The 21,482-nt window shown below is 44.8% G+C and carries 16 protein-coding genes; 11 read left to right on the forward strand and 5 right to left on the reverse strand.

Features of this window, described 5'->3' with window-relative positions; all coding sequences use genetic code 11:
• Window positions 1-175 precede the first annotated feature (175 nt).
• Window positions 176-1,258 carry an alanine racemase gene (gene alr, locus QS795_RS02290; RefSeq protein ID WP_286272288.1) on the forward strand — a complete coding sequence of 361 codons (1,083 nt, stop codon included), beginning with the start codon at window positions 176-178 and terminating at the stop codon, window positions 1,256-1,258.
• A gap of 64 nt (window positions 1,259-1,322) precedes the next feature.
• Entirely contained in the window at window positions 1,323-2,519 is a 1,197-nt protein-coding gene (locus QS795_RS02295; RefSeq protein WP_036955033.1) for an amino acid aminotransferase, read from the forward strand.
• A 60-nt stretch (window positions 2,520-2,579) separates the two neighbouring features.
• Here QS795_RS02295 and uvrA read toward each other — a convergent pair whose 3' ends face one another.
• Window positions 2,580-5,414: an excinuclease ABC subunit UvrA gene (gene uvrA, locus QS795_RS02300; RefSeq protein WP_154602086.1), complete on the reverse strand. Its 2,835-nt coding sequence runs from the start codon at window positions 5,412-5,414 to the stop codon at window positions 2,580-2,582.
• Window positions 5,415-5,757: 343 nt separating this feature from the next.
• On the opposite strand from uvrA, the gene QS795_RS02305 reads away from it, so the two are divergent.
• The 4 genes from QS795_RS02305 (at window position 5,758) to ilvN (ending at window position 8,760) form a co-directional block, all read left to right on the forward strand.
• Window positions 5,758-6,279: a single-stranded DNA-binding protein gene (locus QS795_RS02305; protein WP_286272292.1), complete on the forward strand. Its 522-nt coding sequence runs from the start codon at window positions 5,758-5,760 to the stop codon at window positions 6,277-6,279.
• Window positions 6,280-6,581: 302 nt separating this feature from the next.
• The gene (gene ivbL, locus QS795_RS02310) at window positions 6,582-6,671 is read left to right on the forward strand and encodes an ilvB operon leader peptide IvbL (RefSeq protein WP_108479355.1); all 90 of its coding nucleotides are present in this window, start codon (window positions 6,582-6,584) and stop codon (window positions 6,669-6,671) included.
• 104 nt (window positions 6,672-6,775) lie between these two features.
• Window positions 6,776-8,473: an acetolactate synthase large subunit gene (gene ilvB / locus QS795_RS02315; RefSeq protein ID WP_286272293.1), complete on the forward strand. Its 1,698-nt coding sequence runs from the start codon at window positions 6,776-6,778 to the stop codon at window positions 8,471-8,473.
• 2 nt (window positions 8,474-8,475) lie between these two features.
• A complete protein-coding gene (ilvN, locus tag QS795_RS02320) occupies window positions 8,476-8,760 on the forward strand; it encodes an acetolactate synthase small subunit (protein WP_132497153.1) in 285 nt (94 codons plus the stop codon).
• Window positions 8,761-8,805: 45 nt separating this feature from the next.
• Here the strand turns inward: ilvN and QS795_RS02325 are convergent, their stop codons facing one another.
• On the reverse strand, window positions 8,806-9,363 hold the full coding sequence (locus QS795_RS02325; protein ID WP_272522383.1) for a helix-turn-helix domain-containing protein: 558 nt from the start codon (window positions 9,361-9,363) through the stop codon (window positions 8,806-8,808).
• A 341-nt stretch (window positions 9,364-9,704) separates the two neighbouring features.
• Here QS795_RS02325 and QS795_RS02330 point away from each other — a divergent pair, with 341 nt between their 5' ends.
• The gene (locus tag QS795_RS02330) at window positions 9,705-10,901 is read left to right on the forward strand and encodes an MFS transporter (RefSeq protein ID WP_286272295.1); all 1,197 of its coding nucleotides are present in this window, start codon (window positions 9,705-9,707) and stop codon (window positions 10,899-10,901) included.
• Between the two features lie 72 nt (window positions 10,902-10,973).
• Here the strand turns inward: QS795_RS02330 and QS795_RS02335 are convergent, their stop codons facing one another.
• Window positions 10,974-12,659, reverse strand: coding sequence for an ArnT family glycosyltransferase (locus QS795_RS02335; protein ID WP_286272296.1), 1,686 nt, complete (start codon window positions 12,657-12,659; stop codon window positions 10,974-10,976).
• A gap of 554 nt (window positions 12,660-13,213) precedes the next feature.
• Between QS795_RS02335 and QS795_RS02340 the strand changes: the two genes are divergently transcribed.
• The 3 genes from QS795_RS02340 to QS795_RS02350 all read left to right on the forward strand — a co-directional run bounded on the left by QS795_RS02340 (window position 13,214) and on the right by QS795_RS02350 (window position 17,456).
• On the forward strand, window positions 13,214-14,560 hold the full coding sequence (locus tag QS795_RS02340; RefSeq protein WP_036955005.1) for an NCS2 family permease: 1,347 nt from the start codon (window positions 13,214-13,216) through the stop codon (window positions 14,558-14,560).
• Between the two features lie 292 nt (window positions 14,561-14,852).
• Window positions 14,853-16,502 (forward strand): Na+/H+ antiporter, encoded by a 1,650-nt coding sequence (locus tag QS795_RS02345; RefSeq protein ID WP_036955001.1) that lies wholly within the window; start codon window positions 14,853-14,855, stop codon window positions 16,500-16,502.
• A 66-nt stretch (window positions 16,503-16,568) separates the two neighbouring features.
• The gene (locus QS795_RS02350) at window positions 16,569-17,456 is read left to right on the forward strand and encodes a carboxylate/amino acid/amine transporter (RefSeq protein ID WP_154602094.1); all 888 of its coding nucleotides are present in this window, start codon (window positions 16,569-16,571) and stop codon (window positions 17,454-17,456) included.
• Here the strand turns inward: QS795_RS02350 and metR are convergent.
• The gene (metR, locus tag QS795_RS02355; RefSeq protein ID WP_154602095.1) at window positions 17,353-18,309 is read right to left on the reverse strand and encodes an HTH-type transcriptional regulator MetR; all 957 of its coding nucleotides are present in this window, start codon (window positions 18,307-18,309) and stop codon (window positions 17,353-17,355) included. The genes QS795_RS02350 and metR overlap by 104 nt on opposite strands.
• 108 nt (window positions 18,310-18,417) lie before the next feature.
• Between metR and metE the strand changes: the two genes are divergently transcribed.
• Window positions 18,418-20,697 (forward strand): 5-methyltetrahydropteroyltriglutamate--homocysteine S-methyltransferase, encoded by a 2,280-nt coding sequence (gene metE / locus QS795_RS02360; RefSeq protein WP_286272300.1) that lies wholly within the window; start codon window positions 18,418-18,420, stop codon window positions 20,695-20,697.
• A 64-nt stretch (window positions 20,698-20,761) separates the two neighbouring features.
• On the opposite strand, the gene QS795_RS02365 is transcribed toward metE, so the two are convergent.
• Window positions 20,762-21,151 (reverse strand): YidB family protein, encoded by a 390-nt coding sequence (locus QS795_RS02365; protein ID WP_154602097.1) that lies wholly within the window; start codon window positions 21,149-21,151, stop codon window positions 20,762-20,764.
• Window positions 21,152-21,482: the final 331 nt, after the last annotated feature.

Consider the following 21,482-nt stretch of genomic DNA (forward strand, 5'->3'; position numbering starts at 1 on the left):
GGTTGCTCTCAGCCACCCTAGTCACATACTTGTGTATGCTCCTAGGGATGGCTTCGTTTACCGCCTTGCTACAGTTCAAACTATTTAGAGATTGGTAAGCTCGTCATATTTTGAGCGTATAGAAAATTGAAAACTAAATAAGTTAAATTTTAAAACGAATAATTAAGAGGAAGAAATGAAAGCGGCAACCGCATTAATAAACCGCCGCGCTCTGCGACACAACCTGCAACGCGTGAGAGAATTGGCGCCGAATAGCCGTCTGATTGCAGTTGTTAAAGCAAACGCTTATGGTCATGGATTAATTGGAGTTGGCACCGAAATTCAAGGAATTGTCGACGGTTTTGGGGTGGCGCGTTTAAATGAAGCCCTACTGCTTCGACATCAAGGCGTGACAAAACCGATTGTTTTATTAGAAGGTTTCTTCGAAAAATCCGATTTGCAGTTGATGGTGGAATACAACATCGATACGGTGATCCACTGCATTGAACAACTGGAAATGCTGGAAAATGCCCAACTCGCCACAAAAATCAAAGTATGGATGAAACTCGATACTGGCATGCATCGCCTTGGCGTACTTCCTCAGCATGCGGAAAGTTTTTACCAACGCCTTAAAAGCTGTAGCAACGTTGATTTACCTATCAATATTGTTAGCCACTTCTGTCAGGCCGATGCGCCTGAACTCCCAACCACCAAAAAACAAATCGAATGCTTCCAACAGTTTGTGTCTGACAAACCAGGTGAAAAATCCATCGCAGCATCCGCGGGGATCCTCTTATGGCCAGAAGCTCATTATGACTGGGTTCGCCCCGGTATTATGATGTATGGCGCCTCACCACAGGAAGGCAAAAGCGCTGCAAGCTTCGGTTTATTACCCGTCATGACCTTAAAATCCAGCCTGATTGCGGTACGAGAGCATTCGGCAGGGCAGTGTGTTGGCTACGGCGAAACATGGTGCAGTGAACGTAATACCCGCCTTGGGGTGGTAGCGATTGGTTATGGCGATGGTTATCCGCGTAACGTGCCATCAGGAACGCCAGTTCTAGTAAATGGACGAAAAGTGCCGATTATTGGACGAATTTCCATGGATATGACCGTCGTGGATTTAGGGCCAGATGCCACCGATAAAGTGGGGGATGACGTCATTCTATGGGGAAATGCTCTGCCAGTGGAAGAAATTGCCACACAAACAGGCATCATTAACTATGAGCTTTTGACGAAATTGACCTCACGAGTCGCAATGGAATATGTAGACGAATAGGTTTTAAAGGGTTATTTTCACAAGACAAAAGTAATAAAGAAAACCTACAAGTAGGAGATATCCTGTGTACCAACATGTTGATGCTTATCCGGGCGACCCAATTTTATCGCTGATGGATGAATTTAATAAAGATACTCGTGAAGGCAAAATTAACCTGAGTATTGGTCTTTATTATGATGCAGAGGGGAAAACCCCTGAGCTGGAAACCGTCGGCACAGCGAAAGCTGCACTGAGAAAACTTCCGGCAAGTGCATCGCTTTATCTGCCAATGGAAGGTTTGAAAGATTACCGTACTGAATTACAAAAATTGGTGTTCGGTGAAGATTGCCCGCTAATTGCTCAAGAGCGCATTGCTACCGTACAAACCATCGGTGGTTCTGGCGCACTGAAAATTGGGGCTGATTTTTTACACCACTATTTCCCGAATTCAGAAGTTTGGTGCAGTAACCCAACATGGGAAAACCACGCCTCTATCTTCTCTGGCGCTGGCACGAAAGTGCATTATTACCCTTATTTTGATGAAAAAACCAAAGGGGTTAAATTTGATGAAATGCTAGAAACTTTCAAGAAGTTACCAGAAAATAGCATCATCTTAATGCACCCATGCTGCCATAACCCAACAGGCTCCGATTTAACGCCAGCTCAGTGGGATGAAGTGACGAAAGTGGCACTTGAGCACAAATTGATCCCATTCTTAGATATCGCATATCAAGGTTTTGCGGAAGGTATCGATGAAGATGCTTATGCAATTCGCACGATGGTAAAAGCGGGTCTGCCAGTATTCGTCAGCAATTCATTCTCGAAAATCTTTGGTATCTACGGTGAACGTGCGGGTGGTTTATCTGTTATCTGTAAAGATAAAGATGAGCGCGATCGCGTGCTGGGGCAATTGAAAGCGGGCGTTCGCCGTCTGTATTCAAGCCCACCGTCTAACGGCGCAAAAATTGTTGCGGCAGTACTGACTGATAGCCAACAAAAAGCCAAATGGCTGGACGAAGTGGAAGAGATGCGCCTGCGTATTTTAGATATGCGCACCGTCTTGGTGGATGAGCTGAAAAAAGCGTTACCAAACAAAAACTTCGACCACCTGTTAAAACAGCGAGGTATGTTCAGCTACACCGGATTTTCTCAACAACAAGTTGACCGTCTGAAAGATGAGTTTGCGGTTTATTTAGTTGGAACTGGTCGTGTGTGTATGGCAGGGGTGAACCGCCATAATGTGAAGCGCATTGTGGAAGCATTTGCAGCAGTTAGCCAATAACAAATTGTTATTCAAGCATAAAAAAGGGAAGCTGAGCTTCCCTTTTTTCTTTAACGTCATTTAGTATCCACGCGCTAAGATAGGCTTCAAGAAACGTGCAGTATGGGATTTTTTACATTCAGCCACTTGTTCTGGGGTGCCTGAAATTAAAATTTCACCGCCACCGCTACCGCCTTCAGGGCCTAAGTCGACAATCCAGTCTGCCGTTTTGATAACATCCAAGTTATGCTCGATGACAACGATGGTATTGCCTTGGTCACGTAGCTGATGCAAGACCACAAGCAGTTGTTGGATATCGGCAAAATGCAATCCGGTGGTTGGTTCATCTAAGATATAGATAGTTTGTCCGGTGCCGCGTTTAGACAACTCGCGAGCTAATTTCACGCGCTGGGCTTCACCACCTGACAAGGTTGTCGCAGATTGACCTAAGCGAATATAAGACAGACCCACATCCATCAGCGTTTGCAGCTTACGCGCTAGCGCAGGCACGGCATCAAAGAACTCACGGGATTCTTCGATGGTCATATCCAACACTTCATGGATGCTTTTGCCTTTGTATTTGATCTCTAAGGTTTCGCGGTTATAGCGCTTGCCTTTACATTGGTCACACGGCACATAGACATCGGGTAGGAAGTGCATTTCGACTTTAATCACCCCATCCCCTTGGCAGGCTTCACAACGACCGCCTTTCACGTTAAAACTGAAACGCCCTGGGTTATAGCCACGAGTCCGTGACTCTGGTACACCTGCGAACAGCTCACGAATTGGTGTAAAGATACCCGTGTAAGTGGCTGGGTTCGAACGTGGAGTACGTCCAATAGGGCTTTGGTCGATATCGATCACTTTATCGAAATGCTCTAAACCTTCGACATTGGTATACGGCGCTGGGTTAATCACTGTAGCGCCATTTAATTGACGCTGAGCGATTGGGAATAACGTATCGTTGATAAGCGTCGATTTACCGGAACCAGAAACCCCGGTAATACACGTAAATAAACCAACAGGAATATTCAGGGTAACATTCTTCAGGTTGTTGCCTGTTGCGCCAGAGACAGTCAGTACTTTGTCTTTATTAAACGGAACACGCGTTTGTGGAATATCAATCTTGCGCTCGCCACTTAAGAACTTACCGGTTAACGATTCAGGGTTAGCAACAATATCTTCCAATGTGCCTTGCGCTACAATTTGCCCACCGTGAACACCGGCTCCTGGGCCAATATCAATCACATGGTCGGCTGCGCGGATCGCATCTTCATCATGCTCAACCACAATGACGGTGTTCCCCAAATTACGTAAGTGAATCAAGGTTTCCAGTAATCGGTCATTATCGCGCTGATGGAGCCCTATAGACGGTTCATCCAACACATACATTACCCCAACCAGACCCGCTCCAATTTGGCTTGCTAGGCGGATACGCTGCGCCTCACCACCGGATAAGGTTTCTGCGGAGCGTGAAAGACTTAGGTAATTCAGCCCCACATTCACTAAAAATTTCAGGCGGTCGCTGATCTCTTTCAGGATTTTTTCGGCAATCTTGGCTCGTTGTCCGCTGAGTTTTAAGTTTTGGAAAAATTCCATCGCATGACCGATGCTGTAATCTGCAATTTCAGGCAGCGTGGTATTTTCCACAAATACAAAACGGGCTTCTTTACGCAGACGGGTTCCTGCGCAAGTCACGCAAGGGCGGTTGCTAATGTATTTTGCTAACTCTTCGCGCACCGCGGTGGATTCCGTTTCTTTATAACGGCGTTCCATATTGTTAAGCACACCTTCGAACGGATGGTGGCGTACGGTAATATCTCCGCGATCATTACGGTATTTGAATTCAATAGTTTCTTTGCCAGAACCATACAAAATGACTTTTTGAATGGCAGGGCTGAGTGAGTCATAAGGGGCTTCAACATCAAACTTATAGTGTTCGCCCAATGACATTAACATCTGAAAATAATAGAAATTACGACGATCCCAGCCGCGGATAGCTCCGCCTGCAAGGGAAATTTCGGGATTTTGAATCACGCGCTCAGGGTCAAAAAACTGCTGAACTCCTAAGCCGTCGCAGCTTGGGCAGGCCCCTGCTGGGTTGTTGAATGAGAACAGGCGAGGTTCTAATTCCATCATGCTATAGCCACAAACGGGGCATGCAAAGTTAGCGGAGAACACTAATTCTTCAGCTTTCGGATCATCCATATCTGCAACAACAGCGGTGCCGCCAGACAGTTCCAGTGCAGTTTCAAAGGATTCAGCAAGACGCTGGGCGATATCGTCGCGTACTTTGAAGCGGTCAACCACCACTTCAATGGTATGTTTTTTCTGTAATTCGAGTTTTGGTGGATCGGATAAATCACAAACTTCACCATCAATACGGGCGCGAATATACCCTTGGCTCGCTAAGTTATCGAGTAACTTAACGTGCTCACCTTTACGCTCTTTCACGACCGGAGCCAGCAGCATCATACGGCGATCGGTCGGCTGTGCGAGGACGTTATCCACCATCTGGCTAACGGTTTGTGCCGCAAGCGGAATATCATGATCAGGGCAGCGAGGCTCACCCACACGGGCAAACAATAGGCGCAGGTAATCATGGATTTCGGTAATGGTCCCGACCGTTGAACGCGGGTTATGGGAAGTGGATTTCTGTTCAATGGAAATAGCTGGCGACAGCCCTTCGATATGGTCAACATCCGGTTTTTCCATTAAAGAAAGGAATTGACGAGCATACGCGGATAGTGATTCAACATAACGACGCTGACCTTCAGCATAGAGGGTATCAAAGGCGAGGGAGGATTTCCCTGAACCAGATAGCCCTGTAATAACTATCAGCTTGTCTCGGGGGATGATGAGATTGATATTTTTTAGGTTATGCGTGCGTGCGCCGCGGACTTCGATATTCTCCATTTACCACTTCCCGAATGAATTGATAGTGAACAAAAATGAACTTGGTCGTCTTAATTAATGAGCCAGTACTAATAAACGATTTAGTATTGCACAAAATTTGCTGAATGGATATACAGTATATGTGCTCTTTCTATATCATTTCATAGGGGGCTGATGGCAACTTATCTGTGACGCCAATAATTAGCGTCTATACTAAAAAACAGTAATGCAGATTTCACTTAAATTTGGAAAGCGCTTCGCAACTTCTCATCAGCAATCTCAATTTATGGTGCAATACAGATAGGTCGTGGTAAACTTCACGGTCAGTCCAGAGATTAAAAATTCAATGCATCAGGAGTAATAAATGGCCACCAGAGGCGTAAATAAAGTAATTCTTATCGGTAACTTAGGACAAGATCCAGAAATCCGTTATATGCCTAACGGCGGAGCTGTCGCTAACCTGACTCTGGCAACTTCTGAAAGTTGGCGTGACAAGCAAACCGGTGAAATGCGTGAAAAAACCGAATGGCACCGTGTTGTGATTTTCGGCAAATTAGCCGAAGTTGCTGGTGAATATCTGAAAAAAGGTTCACAAGTTTATATCGAAGGTTCACTGCAAACCCGTAAATGGCAAGACCAAAGCGGTCAAGATCGCTACACCACCGAAGTTGTGGTAAATATCGGCGGTTCAATGCAGATGCTTGGTGGTCGTGGCGGCGATGCCCCATCACAAGGTCAAAGTGGCGGACAAGGCGGTTGGGGTCAACCACAACAGCCACAACAAGCAGCACAACAATTCAGTGGCGGCGGCGCAGCACCAGCGCGTTCACCAGCTCCACAAACCAATGAACCACCAATGGATTTTGATGACGATATCCCATTCTAATTTCTACATTAGAAAATCAAAATCATCGATTAAAGCCCTTAGTATTAAGGGCTTTAATTTTTTATAAGCAATTTCAATTCAAATTATCACAACTCAACAACATTCTGTGATATGCCTCTCATTTGAAATCCACAACCAAGAAAAACGAAAAAAAGGGTTGTGAAGGTTAGGATTTTATGGTTTCTTAAATGCAGCAAACACAAAAATGAAAAATCAGACAGACTTTAGCTAAACAGGAAATTCATTAATTATGGATTTTTGCTAAATCAGACAGAATTAAATGACAGGAAACTCTCGTGAAAATGACCGCTAACCGTTCAAACCTACTACTTACCGCGCCACTAGCCGCGGTAGTCGTGCGTGTGGTGGTGGTCGTGGGCTTAGCGCCGTAACGGGAACAAATCACGCGATTTAGAAACCCCGCCGGCGCAAACCGAGCGGGGTTTTTTTATGACCTAAAACTCGGATCCGCAGGCTAGTGAAGGAATAAAAAATTATGAGCGAGTCGGGCACAACATCACCACAAAAAAACTGTTTTACAGGTGCAGAATTAATCGTCCATTTATTGGAAAAACATGGTATTACCATCGTTTCTGGTATCCCGGGCGGGGCAGCATTGCCATTCTATGATGCACTGGGACAGAGCAAAAAAATTCGCCACATACTGGCGCGTCACGAGCAAGGTGCGGGTTTTATTGCACAGGGAATTGCGCGTAGCACAGGCAAAGCGGCGGTATGTATTTCCTCAAGCGGTCCCGGTGCCACTAATTTAGTGACTGCCATTGCGGATGCGAAACTGGATTCAATTCCACTGGTATGTATTACTGCGCAGGTGCCATCTTCGATGATTGGTACCGATGCGTTTCAGGAAGTGGATACTTACGGTATTTCAATTCCGATTACGAAACACAACTATTTGGTGCGCAGCATTGAGGACTTACCGCGTGTTATCTGCGAAGCATTCCGTATCGCTGAATCTGGGCGTCCGGGGCCTGTTTGGATTGATATTCCAAAAGATGTTCAGACTGCAACCATTGAATTAGATGCGCTGCCAGAGGTTTTACCGAAAGATAAAGCCCCAAGTTTCGATATGGAAAAAGTGATCCAAGCGGCGGAAATGATCAACCGCGCGAAGCGTCCAGTACTTTATTTCGGGGGCGGGGTGATTAGCTCAGATTCAACCACGACGGCTATCGCTTTTGCCGAAAAAGCCTCTTTACCAACGACAATGACCTTGATGGCATTGGGTACCATTCCGATGCGTCATCCGCTGTATTTGGGCATGTTGGGTATGCATGCGGCACGTAGCACGAACATGATCATGGAAGAGTCTGATTTGCTGATTGTTATTGGTGCTCGCTTTGATGACCGCGCCATTGGTAAAGCGGAAAAATTCTGCCCGAATGCCAAAATCATTCACGTTGATATTGATAAAGCAGAAATCAGTAAAATCAAACGTCCAGACATTGCTATCCATGCGGATGCAGGGCAAATCTTAGAATTACTGTTACCGTTAGTTGAGCGCAATGATCGTCAAGAGTGGGTTCAGCAAGTTAATGATCTGAAAAATAATTACCCGCTGAACTTAGCGAATGTGGATGATCCATTAGATCACTACGGTTTGGTATTAGCCACCGCACGTGCTGCAGGGGAAGAGGCGATTGTTACAACGGACGTTGGACAACATCAAATGTGGGCGGCGCAAGCTTATCCATTGTCACGTCCTCGCCAGTGGTTAACATCCGGTGGTTTGGGCACCATGGGCTTTGGTTTACCGGCAGCGATTGGCGCTGCATTGGCTCACCCCGATAAAACCATCGTTTGTTTTTCAGGTGATGGCAGCTTAATGATGAATATTCAGGAACTGGCAACAGCGGCGGAGCATCAATTAAACATTAAAATCATTTTAATGAACAACCAAGCGCTTGGCATGGTGCATCAGCAGCAAGATTTATTTTTTGAGAATCGTATCTTTGCTGCGGCTTATCCTTATCAGACCGACTTTATTAAAATTGCCTCTGGGTTTGGTTTCCAAACGTGTGATTTAAATAATGAAGCTGACCCTGAAATGGCGCTGGAAGCGATTATGAACACTAAAGGACCTTGCTTAATTCATGCCTTGATTGATGTAAATCAGAAGGTATATCCAATGGTTCCTCCTGGTGCCGCTAATATTGATATGATCGGAGCGTAATTATGGTATTTGAACATCACCCAATCGCCTTAGAATTAATTGTTCGCAACCATCCGGGCGTCATGTCACATATTTGCGGGCTATTTGCGCGTCGAGCATTTAACGTGGACGGCATCCTATGTATGCCAATTAAAGATAGGGACGAAAGCCGCATTTGGTTATTAGTTCAGAAAGATGAGCGTTTATCGCAGATGGTTAACCAAGTTGAAAAACTAGAAGACGTCCGTGAAGTTCGCTTTAGCGATGACCTGCGCGTGTTTGAAACCATGCAGGATTACTTGCAGTAATTCTGAATAAATAAGGTCGGCTTACAAGGAGCGTAGGCTGACGAATTACACGCCATCACTTAAATGTGAATAGGTCATCACGACGGTGGCATGCACATCCCCCTCAATGCATAAGTAAGCATGAGGAAAGTCTCCGCTGAACGCGTAAAAATCCCCAGCCTCAAGAACGACATTTTGTTCATTTTCTAAGCGTAGCATTAGGGAGCCCGCGTGTACCATAATGTGTTCATGGGTACCGACCATATGCGCGGGGCTATTAATAATGGCGCCTCTTTTCATACTAAGTTGCCAAATTTCAGAGACGTTACCCATACTGATGCGGAATTTAAATTGCTCTAAATAATCGCCTTCGAGTGGCGTGGCCTTCACCAAATAGGGATAAGATTCATTTTGACGTGTAAATAAATCGCTGAGCGGAAAACGCAGAGCTGCCGCAATGGACTCCAAAGTATCGATGCGTGGATTTGAATCCCCTGATTCCAACTTAGAGAGGGCGGCTTTAGAGATCCCTGATAAATGAGAAAGCTCACTCAAAGAAAGGTTTCTCGCCTGACGTAGCAGACGCACTTTCTGGCCAATTTTTATATTTATTTTATTTTCCATGACACTGTCTTCCACAATATTATTTTTATAAATTCTCATTTCTGCTGCCAATTCTAACATCTTAAATATGAAATGTCAGAAACCCGATATTATGAAAATAATATTTTGCCGAATGAGAATAAATGGAAAAATAATCTAAAAAATTATTTTTTAAATACACAGTTATAAAAATAAGATTTATTGTTCTTTCAGTGTGTTATTTTGTTGAATAAATTCATGATATAATTTAATTTGTATTATTCTAATGACTGAATATGTTACAGCGTTTTATTTCAAATAAATAATATCTTTTCGGAGTTTATATCTGACAATTAATCCTAATTGAGCAGATTAATACAAAAATGAGCCCTGCTAATTCGAGTTTTCAACATTTTCGACGTTCTGCTTCTTTTGCTATTTTTACGATTACAACCAGCATCGCCGTTATCGGCATTGTGATTGGTCTCAGCATCCCTATGGTGGCGCTGCGACTGAATAATTTTGGTGTGGGTGAGCTGTACATTGGCATTATCTCTGCGGCTCCGGCTTTGGGGATGTTTTTAATTGCCCCAGTGGTACAGCGCATTGTGAAGTGGTGTGGAAAGCGTAAAGCGATGTTAATCGCGACGGTGATCTCCGCTATTAGCTTACTGCCACTATTGAGTTCCCTACCTTTATGGCTGCTTTTTCCTTTACGGTTGATTACGGGACTTGCGAGCGGGGTGATGATTTGTTTGGGGGAAACATGGATCAACGAATTATCCCCTGAAAACAAGCGAGGGCGTATATTGGCGATTTACACGACGGTATTTACCGTTAGCCAATTATTAGGTCCGTCATTTATTGCCTATTATGGTGTGGAAGATAAATCGCCGCTGTTTATTTGTACCTTGATTCACTTAATTTCTGTGGCTTTATTTCTACTTATGGATCAAAAAGTGGGAGATAGGCTCGCAGAAACGGCGTCAGAATCTAACTTTTCAATTGTGCAGTTCGTGAAAGTTGCTCCTGGAATTTGTGCCGGAATTCTATTTTTTGCTTTTTTCGATGGCACTATCCTGTCAATGTTCCCAATTTACGGGATGGGTATGGGGCATACCGAGGCGGTTGCGGCGATGATGATCAGCGCAATTTTGGCGGGAGATGCGATTATGCAAATGCCATTTGGTTGGTTAGCTGACCATATGAATCGCGAAAAACTGTACCGAATTTGCGGCGTGGTGACGTTAGGGGCAAGTATGTTGCTACCGTTCTTAATTACGCACACTTACTTTATTTGGATTTTACTGTTTGTGTTGGGGGCGACGGCTGGGGCCATTTACACTATCGCTTTAGTACAGATTGGCCAATACTTCAGAGGGAATGAGCTGATTATAGCCAACGCCGCAGCGGCAATGTTATGGGGAATTGGTAACCTTTCTGGTCCATTGTTGGCTGGCGCTGCAACGGCGATTTCGCCATCAGGTCTGCCGATATTATTGATTGGAATAGCGGGACTATTTTTATGGTTTACCCGTGAAAAATATGGCGCTCAAGCCATTGAGCAACAAGCTCAGTAACATTTTTTATCCTCAATATATAAAAAAATCCCCGGGTTCAGTTCTGGCTCGGGGATTTTTATTCGCTATCAACTATTCTGTCACTCGATAAACCACTAAATTCTCGCGGAATTCATCAGGACGATGATTTGACCAAAACAATTTCATGCCTTCAGGCGCAGGTTGAATTTCTTTGGATAACACAATCAGCCAGCGGCACTGTTGCGGCTTCTCAAACTCCAGCTGCCTTTGATGCAAAATACCCGTGTAGTAATAGAGCATCGGTGCTTCGGATTCCCCAAGGTTTTCGGAAGCCATACAGTCATTCTGGGTAAATTGCCCTTCTAAATGATGACGAAGGTCTACAAAAACGCCTTCGTAGCCTTTTGAATAATCAATCCAACCAACAAACAATGTGAGAATAATGCTCCACACGCTCACCATCCCCAGAGACCAGTTTCTTATCGCTTGGAAAGCGCTGTCTGAAGAGGAAATAAGACGATTGCGGAAGAACCAAAAACAGGTAATAAAAATGCCCGCTATCAACGCAAACACAGAAAAATGCATTTGGTAATCAAGCGGTAACCAACGACCAAAAACAGGTAACCATTGGGCGTGATGACCCGTTAATACGATAACGTAGCAAGCCCACAGAAAGAGAATTAACCCAGACCAGAAAAAGGCAGCGAAGCGTGCAAATGCGTTCAAGGTTTTCTCTGAAAACCAGCCAAGAGCCTGCACGCCGAGGATCGCCATCGGAGCAATAAAGGGCAGCAAATAGAGCGCTCGCCCACTGGCAGACATTTGCAAGAATGCGATGCCAAGGACAGGAAATATGGCAATCAAATATTCATTATGATCGCGCAGGCGTTTGAGTGGATGACGTAAAAAATAGGTTGTCGCTAGTAGCCCTGCAGGAAGGGCAAAGAATGCAATAGCGGAAGGAATTCGCGTGAAATTGGCTTTAGCTCCTAACTTTTCAACGGAAAATCCAAGGAAACGGCCAATATTATTTTCCCAAAACCAAGTCACGAACAGCTCGGGATGCTGCACATACAGCATAATTGGCCAAGGCAGGATAGCGATGAGAGAGACTAAGCCTGCGAATAGCGCGGGTAACCAAAACTGTTTAGACTGGCACTGAGCGAGAAACACAGGTGCCAAAAATAGGCTGATCCACAGAACGCCAGGAATAAATACGCCTTTAGATAAGGTGGTGATAATGGTTCCAAGGCAGAGCCAGAAGGCGGACGTAGCAATTTTCTGTTGCTGAATTAACCCTAATAAGCCATATAAGCCGATGGTAGCCCCTGTAATTAACGAAACATCCGTGAACATTTCATGGGTGTGTCGCAATATTCCCGGCGCACAAACGTACAGTGCAAAGGCTGTCCAAATACGGGCATCAGAAAAACTGTCAGATTTAAAAAAGCGGCGAGCTAATAAAACAAAAAAATAAAAATTAATAATAGAGAAAAATAAACTGGCGCTGCGTGCGGCATCGTATAGCGGCATCACTCCAGATAATAAATGAGAGAAAATCGTCGCCGTCCAATAATAGAATGGCGGTTTTTCCATAAAAGGCTCGCCCGCATTGGTCGGTACCAGCCAATTTCCAGTTTCATACATGGTTTGAATAATACCGAAACTGTAGTTTTCATCTTGCTTCCATGGGCTATGCCCATAAATCCCGGGAAGGAGATAAATCAGTAAAAATACAGCAAAAAGTATTAAGGCACTTTTTGGCATTGTTTTAATTGAGGCTGTAATGGTTGACATAATATTTATAGCGAGTGTTAAGTATTATTAAAAAATATATTTATAAAAATAATCACCAGAGAAATGAGTTATTTAATTAGTATTAGAGAATAAATACTTTCATAAACAGATTATTTATTAAAAACTCAATATTAGTGGGGATTTTAGCAACACTCTTCCGCATGTATTTAAACAAAGGGTATATAGAACGAAATATGACTGACTTTTATGGAGGATTGTAAAAATACGGCGTAGTTTTTATGGTTTTTGGCTAAAAAGCAGCCAATCATAAAACACTTGATCAATTCCCCCCTTTCGAACGATAATTACGCTCTTCACAATTCGCCTCGCTTTGTTCTGAAAGCCAAACGTTTGCGCACTGTTCCTAGAGAGTCATTCTGTTTACCAGTTATCTCGGTTCAGTAAATATTTTTTCAAAAAGGTAATCGTTTACGTGAGTTTCAGTTTGAGGCGATATTCGCTAAGTCACCAAGCAAAAAATGAATAAATGCTTATGAAAAGCTTAGCAAAAATAGTGATATAGAATTTTCTAAAATTAATAGCAGAGGTATACCATGGCAGGCCAACAGGCTTCATCCAATTGCAAATTGGATTCATATTTTAAGATCACAGCGCGTGGCTCATCAGTGCGTCGCGAAATCATTGCGGGATTAACGACATTCTTAGCGATGGTTTATTCTGTCATCGTCGTGCCGGGTATGTTAGGACAAGCAGGCTTCCCCCCTACTGCAGTATTTATCGCAACCTGTTTAGTCGCGGGTTTCGGTTCTTTATTAATGGGGTTATGGGCGAATCTGCCAATGGCAATTGGCTGTGCAATCTCATTAACGGCGTTTACCGCCTTTAGCTTAGTGTTAGGGCAACACATTAGTATTCCAGTTGCGCTGGGTGCCGTGTTCTTAATGGGGTGTTTATTCACCATTATTTCTGTGACAGGTATTCGTAGTTGGATTTTACGTAACATGCCAATGGGCGTGGCTCACGGTACGGGTATTGGCATCGGCCTGTTTTTACTCTTGATTGCAGCAACGGGCGTTGGCTTAGTGGTTAAAAACCCAAATGCAGGCTTACCCGTTGCGCTGGGTGAATTTACTTCATTCCCTGTTTTAATGTCTCTGATTGGTTTAGCTGTAATTTTCGGTTTAGAAAAACGCCGTGTACCGGGCGGAGTGTTATTAGTCATTATCGCGATTTCGATTATTGGTTTGATTTTCGACCCTGCCGTTAAATACCAAGGTTTCTTTAAACTGCCTTCATTCGGTGAAGATGGTTTAGCGCTGATGTTCAGCATGGATATCATGGGTGCACTTCAAGCTGCGGTTCTGCCAAGCGTTCTGGCATTAGTAATGACGGCAGTTTTTGATGCAACGGGAACTATCCGCGCGGTTGCGGGTCAAGCGAACTTACTGGATAAAGACGGTCAGATTATCGATGGTGGAAAAGCGTTAACCGCTGACTCTGTCAGCAGCATTTTTGCTGGGGCGATCGGCGCATCACCAGCCGCGGTATATATCGAATCTGCAGCAGGAACCGCAGCAGGCGGTCGTACAGGTTTAACCGCTGTAGTTGTTGGTGTTTTATTCTTATTTATCTTGTTCTTATCGCCATTGTCTTATCTGGTACCTGCCTATGCAACGGCGCCAGCACTGATGTATGTGGGTCTGTTGATGTTGAGCAATGTCTCGAAATTAGATTTCGATGATTTTGTGGATTCGATGTCAGGTTTACTGTGCGCGGTATTCATCGTATTAACCTGTAATATCGTCACCGGTATCATGCTAGGTTTCGCTTCACTGGTTATCGGGCGTATCTGTGCGGGTGAATGGCGTAAACTGAATATTGGTAGCGTGGTTATCGCGGTTCTATTGGTAGCGTTTTATGCTGCCGACCTCGCTATCTAAAGGTAATTCTAATGATAGGGCGGCACCTGTTGTCGCCCTTTAACGGATTGTTGCGATTCGTTCTAAACTCCAAATTATTTTCCCGTCAGATAGCCTGTTAAGGATAGAATAGTGCTAAGGCGGTATATGAAGTGAAAATGCCTATTTTCAACCAGTGGCTGCCTTGACTGAAAATCTCATGGTCTGGACGGTGCTATCTCTTACTATGCGGCGGCAGGCAAATTTTGGGTTCTCCCGTTATACTTTAAGCTGCGATATTTAGGGTATGCATTAGTTAATAAGTAAGGGCAACATGGAAATTTTCTTTACTATTCTGATTTTGATCTTGGCTGTCTCTGTTTCTGGTGTGGTGACGAAAGTCATTCCCATCCGTATTCCCCTTCCTCTTATTCAAATTGCTATCGGTGCATTATTAGCGTGGCCTCAATTTGGGTTACATGTCTCTTTTGACCCCGAACTCTTTATGGTTCTGTTGATTCCACCGTTGTTATTCGTCGATGGTTGGAAAACCCCTACCCGTGAATTTTTCCAGAATGGACGAGAAATTTTCATTCTGGTATTAGTGCTAGTGTTAGTAACCGTTATCGGGATTGGTTATCTGATTTACTGGTTGATGCCTGGTATCCCACTTATTGCCGCCTTTGCGCTGGCTGCGGTACTTTCCCCAACAGATGCGGTGGCATTGTCCTCTATCGTCGGGAAAGGGCGAATTCCCAAGCGCATGATGAGCGTACTCGAAGGGGAAGCGTTGATGAACGATGCTTCCGGTCTGGTGGCGTTGAAGTTCGCCGTGGCGATTGCCATGGGAACGATGGTCTTCAGCGTATCGGGCGTTACAATCGAATTCTTTAAAGTCGCAGTCGGTGGCCTGTTGGCAGGTGTTGCTGTGACGTGGTTATACAGTAAGTCTCTGCGCTTAATGAGCCGCTGGAGTGGGGATGACCCCGCAACACAAATCGTCTTCATGCTGTTGTTACCATTCGCTTCCTACATGATTGCGGAACATATCGGTTTCTCGGGGATTCTGGCGGCGGTTGCTGCGGGTATGACTATCACCAAATCCGGTGTTATCCGTAATGCGCCTTTGGCGATGCGTTTACGTGCTGATAGCGTCTGGTCGATGTTAGAGTTTGTCTTTAACGGCTTAGTGTTCATTATGCTCGGTTTGCAATTACCGGGGATTTGGGAAACCTCAGTTATTCAAGCAGAACTCGACCCAAGCGTTGAAACTTGGATGCTGTTTACTGCCGTTGTTATTATCTATTTTGCCTTGCTGATTTTACGTTTCTGCTGGCTATGGTTGATGAAGAGATTCAGCCGTCTGTTCCTGAAAAAACGCCCATTACAGTTCGCGAGCTATACCGTCCGTGAATTGTGGTTAGCGTCGTTTGCCGGGGTTCGTGGGGCAATTACCTTAGCCGGTGTGCTCTCGGTGCCATTGTTTCTCACCGATGGTTCTCCGTTCCCTGCAAGGTACCAGCTAGTGTTTATCGCCGCAGGGGTCATTTTATTCTCCATTTTTGCGGGCGTTGTGGCGTTACCGCTTCTGCTGCGCAATTTTAAAGTGGGGGATAAAGAGGCGGATATCAACGAGATCCGTATGGCGAAAGCCGCAATGGCCGAAGTGGCGATTGTCAGCTTGAACAAGATGCAAGAGCGTTTATCGGCGGATGTGGAAGAGCAATTAGACTCGGAAGACATCAACGAAGTCGCGACAAGGGTGATTGGTCATTTACGCCGTCGAACCGCAGACCAAGACGAGATGGAACATAACTTGCAGATTGAAGATCTTGAACGGCGTTTTCGCTTAACGGCGCTACGTGCAGAACGCGGTGAGCTCTATCACTTACGCGCAACACGAAAAATTAGCAATGAAACCTTGCAAAGTTTGCTGGTGGACCTGGATTTATTAGAAGCCGTACTGATCGAAAAAGAGCATTAAAACGAAAAAACGAGTATTCTACGGGCATCTTGTTTGTTAAATCATTGTGCTTGAGAGTGAACAACAATGTGGTTACTCGTTTTCACGACGCTGCTCTGGGCAGCGTCTTTTAGTTTAATGGGGGAATACCTCGCAGGGCAGGTAGATAGCTGGCTATCTGTGCTTATCCGCGTGAGTTTAGCCTCTTTGGTATTCCTACCTTTCCTGCGTTGGCGCAACTTCAGTGCCAAAGTGATCTCACTGTATATGCTAGTGGGCGCTTGCCAGCTGGGGATCATGTATTACTTTGTTTTCCAAGCCTATAAATACCTGAGCGTGGCAGAATTTTTGCTATTTACGGTATTAACTCCGCTATATGTCACGTTGATTTACGATCTTTTAGAGCGCCAGCGACTACGTAAAGGCTACCTGTTTAGCTCGATATTAGCCGTGATTGGTGCTGCCATTATTCGTTATGATCACCTTAGCGAATCATTCTGGATTGGATTGATGTTTGTGCAGCTTGCCAACATCTTCTTTGCACTTGGACAAGTGGGCTATAAGCGCTTAATGGAAGTGCATCCGATCCCCCAGCATCAAGCCTTTTCATGGTTCTACCTCGGTGCGACGTTGATTGCCTTGGTGGGATGGCTACTGTTTGGAAATAAGGCGATGGTGCCGACAAGCCAAGCTCAATGGATAGTTTTACTCTGGTTGGGTGTGGTTGCGTCGGGGATTGGTTATTTTCTGTGGAACTATGGCGCCACAAAAGTGGATGCCGGAACCCTCGCGATAATGAATAACATGATGGTTCCAGCCGGTTTATTAGTGAATTTTGCCATTTGGCAGCAACATCCTAATTGGCTCAGTTTTACCATTGGGTCGAGCCTGATAATTGCGTCTCTGTGGGTGCATAAGCGCTGGATCCTCGCACCGGCTTCACGTAAGACAAATTCTCCACCGCGTGATCAGTAGCGGTATTGGTAAATGTTTCAATGGCTGGCTGGCGCTGTTCCCCTTCACGACATGCAGCGTACAGTCGGCTCCATAACCCACTTCCTAAAGTTTTCGTTGTAATCAAACCTTGCTTTTCAAAGGAATCCACCGCCCAGTGTGGCAGTGCCGCAATCCCCATTTTAGCCGCCACCATCTGAATTAAAATCAGCGTATTGTCGACGGTTTTGATATTGGGTGAAATACCGGCTGGCTGTAAAAAATGACGCCAGATATCAAAACGTTGACGCTGAACTGGATAAATCAGCAATGTCTCTTTGGCAAGATCATGAGGCTCAATTAACGGTTTTTTAGCTAAAGGGTGGTCATTCGCTACCACCAGTTTCACTTCATAATCAAACATCGGCGTGTAGTGCAAATCTTGATCCGCCAGAATATCAGAGGTCATCACGATATCTAATTCCCGCGAAAGTAATTCAGGCTGCGGGTCAAAGGTCACGCCAGATTTAAAATCAACGGTCACTTGTGGCCATGCTTGCCTAAACTGTTGCAATGCAGGGGTTAGCCACTGAATACAGCTGTGGCATTCAATCGCGATACGTAAAGTACTGACCGTCGGTTCATTGCAGACACGAATGGCATCTTTCACCATTGGCAAAATACGTTGCGCTAGTTGCAGCAGAACTTCCCCTTGCGGCGTGAAATGGACGGGCTGAGTTTTACGAACAAACAGTTTGTAGCCTAAGCGATGCTCTAAATCACTAAATTGGTGAGATAGCGCAGACTGAGTCTGGTGCAGGTGCGTCGCAGTGGCAGCTAATGATCCGTATTGGCTGAGCGCCTGCAACGTTTTTAAATGTTTTAATTCGATCATGAGAAACCTTCAAGTAGACGATGAATAATTTGCGCTTGTGCTTTATACAGTACCTGTTGATTATAGATGTGTAAACATCTAGACGGCTAAATATTTTAAGGGGTCAATATGTCTGTTATAAATCATACACTTGGTTTTCCACGTGTCGGTCTGAAAAGAGAACTCAAACGTGCACAAGAAGATTATTGGGCAGGCAAAATTGACCAATCTGCACTTCTTGAAACAGGTTACCAATTACGTGTTCGTCACTGGGAACAACAAAAAAATGCAGGTGTAGACCTGCTACCCGTCGGTGACTTTGCGTGGTATGACCAAGTTTTAACCACTAGTTTATTACTAGGAAACGTTCCGCCGCGTCATCAAAATGAAGATGGCTCTGTTGATTTAGATACCTTATTCCGTGTAGCTCGGGGTCGTGCGCCAACAGGCAAGCCAGCGGCAGCGGGAGAAATGACGAAATGGTTTAATACTAACTATCACTACATCGTGCCGGAATTCCAGCAAGGGCAACAATTTAAGCTGTCGTGGAATCAACTGTTTGACGAAGTCGACGAAGCGTTAAAACTCGGTCATAACGTTAAGCCTGTCGTCATTGGCCCGATTACCTATTTGTGGTTAGGAAAAGTGAAGGGACCTGCCTTCGATCGTCTATCGTTACTGAAAGATTTACTGCCTGTTTACCAAGAAATTCTAACTAGACTGGCTGAAAAAGGCGTGGAGTGGTTGCAAATTGACGAGCCCGCATTGGTACTCGATTTACCTCTCGAATGGCAGAACGCGTATCAACAAGCGTATCAATCCCTAGCTGGTAAAACTAACTTATTGTTAACCACCTATTTTGACGGTATTAGCCATCACTTGGATGTAATTAAACAACTGCCAGTGCAAGGGCTGCATGTGGATGTGGTTGCGGGCAAGGATGATATCGCGGCACTACATCAAGCGCTTCCTAAGGACTGGGTGCTTTCACTAGGGTTAATTAACGGCCGCAACGTATGGAAAGGGGATTTAGGCGAGAAATTCCAACGGGTGAAACCGCTGCTAGGGGAGCGTACTCTGTGGGTCGGTTCATCTTGCTCGTTACTGCATAGCCCAATTGATTTAAATGATGAGACGCGTCTGGATGCCGAAGTGAAAAGCTGGTTTGCATTTGCGCTGCAAAAATGTGAAGAACTGGCGCTATTGACGAAAACACTCAATCAACCAACGGCAGAAAACATCGCAGCGCTAGAAACCTATAGTGCGCCAATTCGTGCTCGCCGCACCTCTTCTCGAGTCAATAATACGCAGGTCGCTCAGCGCTTAGCGGCAATTAACGCGAAAGATACCGAGCGTACTCGCCCTTATGTAGAGCGTACTGAACTTCAGCGCCAACGTTTTAATCTGCCATTGTGGCCAACCACGACGATTGGCTCTTTCCCACAAACCAGTGAAATTCGTTCTTTGCGTCTTGATTTCAAAAAAGGCAATGTGGATCAACTGAATTACCGTACCAGTATCAGTGAGCACATCAAACAAGCGATCAAGGAGCAGGAGCTACTGGATATTGACGTCCTCGTGCATGGTGAAGCTGAGCGAAATGACATGGTGGAATATTTCGGTGAACACTTTGATGGCTATGTCTTTACGCAAAATGGTTGGGTACAGAGTTACGGTTCTCGCTGCGTGAAGCCACCGGTGATCATCGGTGATATTAGCCGCCCAGAAGCCATTACCGTGGAGTGGGCCAAGTATGCGCAGTCGTTGACGGATAAACCGGTGAAAGGAATGCTGACAGGCCCGGTAACAATCCTGTGCTGGTCATTCCCTCGGGAAGATGTCAGTCGTGAAACAATAGCCAAGCAAATTGCGCTGGCATTGCGTGACGAAGTGGATGATTTACAAAAAGCGGGTATTGGCATCATTCAGATTGATGAGCCTGCATTACGTGAAGGGCTGCCGCTGCGTCGCGATGAATGGAATGACTATCTGACTTGGGCGGTAGATGCCTTTAAATTAAGTGCCGCTATCGCCGATGATGAGACACAGATTCACACCCATATGTGTTATTGCGAGTTCAATGACATCATGGATTCGATTGCTGCGCTGGATGCTGATGTGATCACCATTGAAACCTCGCGCTCGGATATGGATTTATTAGATGCATTCGAAGATTTTGATTACCCAAATGAAATTGGTCCGGGGGTTTATGATATTCACTCGCCTAACGTCCCAAATGTAGAGTGGATTGTGGCGCTATTACGTAAGGCTGCACAGCGAGTTCCCGTGGAGCGTTTATGGGTGAACCCAGACTGCGGTTTAAAAACTCGGGGATGGGCGGAGACTCGCCAAGCTCTGGCTAACATGGTGGAAGCGGCGAAAAAACTGCGAAATGAGTATCAAAACTAGTAACAAGTTAGTTTAGTAAAAAGCCCACTTTAAAGTGGGCTTTTATTTGTGCCAAAGACTGGGCTTAACCGAACAGTTTTTGTTTCAGTAAGTTCATGCCAATTGACGCTAAATCGATATTTTCTGGCAGCACACCATTCGGGCTCGCGCTATCCACGATAGTCGGTAAATATTTCGCGACCATATCTGTTGCTTGTTGTGGATCTAAACCAACGCGTTGAGCGAGCTCTTGGATCCCTGAATCACCGAAAACTTGCATTAGCTGGCTAGCATTAACTGGCAAATTTTCACCTTCAGCAATCCATGATGAAACAATCCCGCCTAAGCCTTCAGTGTTAAATTTATCGACGACACCGGAGAGCCCGCCTTGCTTTTCAACCCAATCAATAACAGATTGAAACTGTTGCATTTTATCACCTGCAACCATGCTTAACACTTGATCAAACAGACCCATTTTGACTCCTCGATAACGTAATTGATGCGTTCAATACCAAGTATGGAACATTTTACAAAAAATAATAGGCGGCTATTTTGGGGAATTTACTCAACAGGTCAATGAAAATCAGAGACAAAGAGGGAATTTAATCGGTATAAAAACCAATAGATTAAAAAGTAACCAAATTACTCACAGTTTTTGTCACACTTTCTTGTGAAGGGTAGTATCAGATTGTTAAATATAAAAACACTTAAATATCAATGAGATAATAAATAATTGTTTAAAGTTTATATTATCTTTAGTGTGATGATAGTCATGTGTTTGTGAATTTGGTTATGTGAAAATTCAC

The organism is Providencia zhijiangensis, assembly GCF_030315915.2.
Lineage (GTDB): Bacteria > Pseudomonadota > Gammaproteobacteria > Enterobacterales > Enterobacteriaceae > Providencia > Providencia zhijiangensis.

Bases quoted from the DNA above. Each gene is read 5' to 3' on its own strand.
- alr (WP_286272288.1), top strand. From the start codon at position 176: ATGAAAGCGGCAACCGCATTAATAAACCGCCGCGCTCTGCGACACAAC.
- uvrA (WP_154602086.1), bottom strand. From the start codon at position 5,414: ATGGAGAATATCGAAGTCCGCGGCGCACGCACGCATAACCTAAAAAAT.
- QS795_RS02305 (WP_286272292.1), top strand. From the start codon at position 5,758: ATGGCCACCAGAGGCGTAAATAAAGTAATTCTTATCGGTAACTTAGGA.
- ivbL (WP_108479355.1), top strand. From the start codon at position 6,582: ATGACCGCTAACCGTTCAAACCTACTACTTACCGCGCCACTAGCCGCG.
- ilvB (WP_286272293.1), top strand. From the start codon at position 6,776: ATGAGCGAGTCGGGCACAACATCACCACAAAAAAACTGTTTTACAGGT.
- ilvN (WP_132497153.1), top strand. From the start codon at position 8,476: ATGGTATTTGAACATCACCCAATCGCCTTAGAATTAATTGTTCGCAAC.
- QS795_RS02325 (WP_272522383.1), bottom strand. From the start codon at position 9,363: ATGGAAAATAAAATAAATATAAAAATTGGCCAGAAAGTGCGTCTGCTA.
- QS795_RS02330 (WP_286272295.1), top strand. From the start codon at position 9,705: ATGAGCCCTGCTAATTCGAGTTTTCAACATTTTCGACGTTCTGCTTCT.
- QS795_RS02335 (WP_286272296.1), bottom strand. From the start codon at position 12,659: ATGTCAACCATTACAGCCTCAATTAAAACAATGCCAAAAAGTGCCTTA.
- QS795_RS02340 (WP_036955005.1), top strand. From the start codon at position 13,214: ATGGCAGGCCAACAGGCTTCATCCAATTGCAAATTGGATTCATATTTT.
- QS795_RS02345 (WP_036955001.1), top strand. From the start codon at position 14,853: ATGGAAATTTTCTTTACTATTCTGATTTTGATCTTGGCTGTCTCTGTT.
- QS795_RS02350 (WP_154602094.1), top strand. From the start codon at position 16,569: ATGTGGTTACTCGTTTTCACGACGCTGCTCTGGGCAGCGTCTTTTAGT.
- metR (WP_154602095.1), bottom strand. From the start codon at position 18,309: ATGATCGAATTAAAACATTTAAAAACGTTGCAGGCGCTCAGCCAATAC.
- metE (WP_286272300.1), top strand. From the start codon at position 18,418: ATGTCTGTTATAAATCATACACTTGGTTTTCCACGTGTCGGTCTGAAA.
- QS795_RS02365 (WP_154602097.1), bottom strand. From the start codon at position 21,151: ATGGGTCTGTTTGATCAAGTGTTAAGCATGGTTGCAGGTGATAAAATG.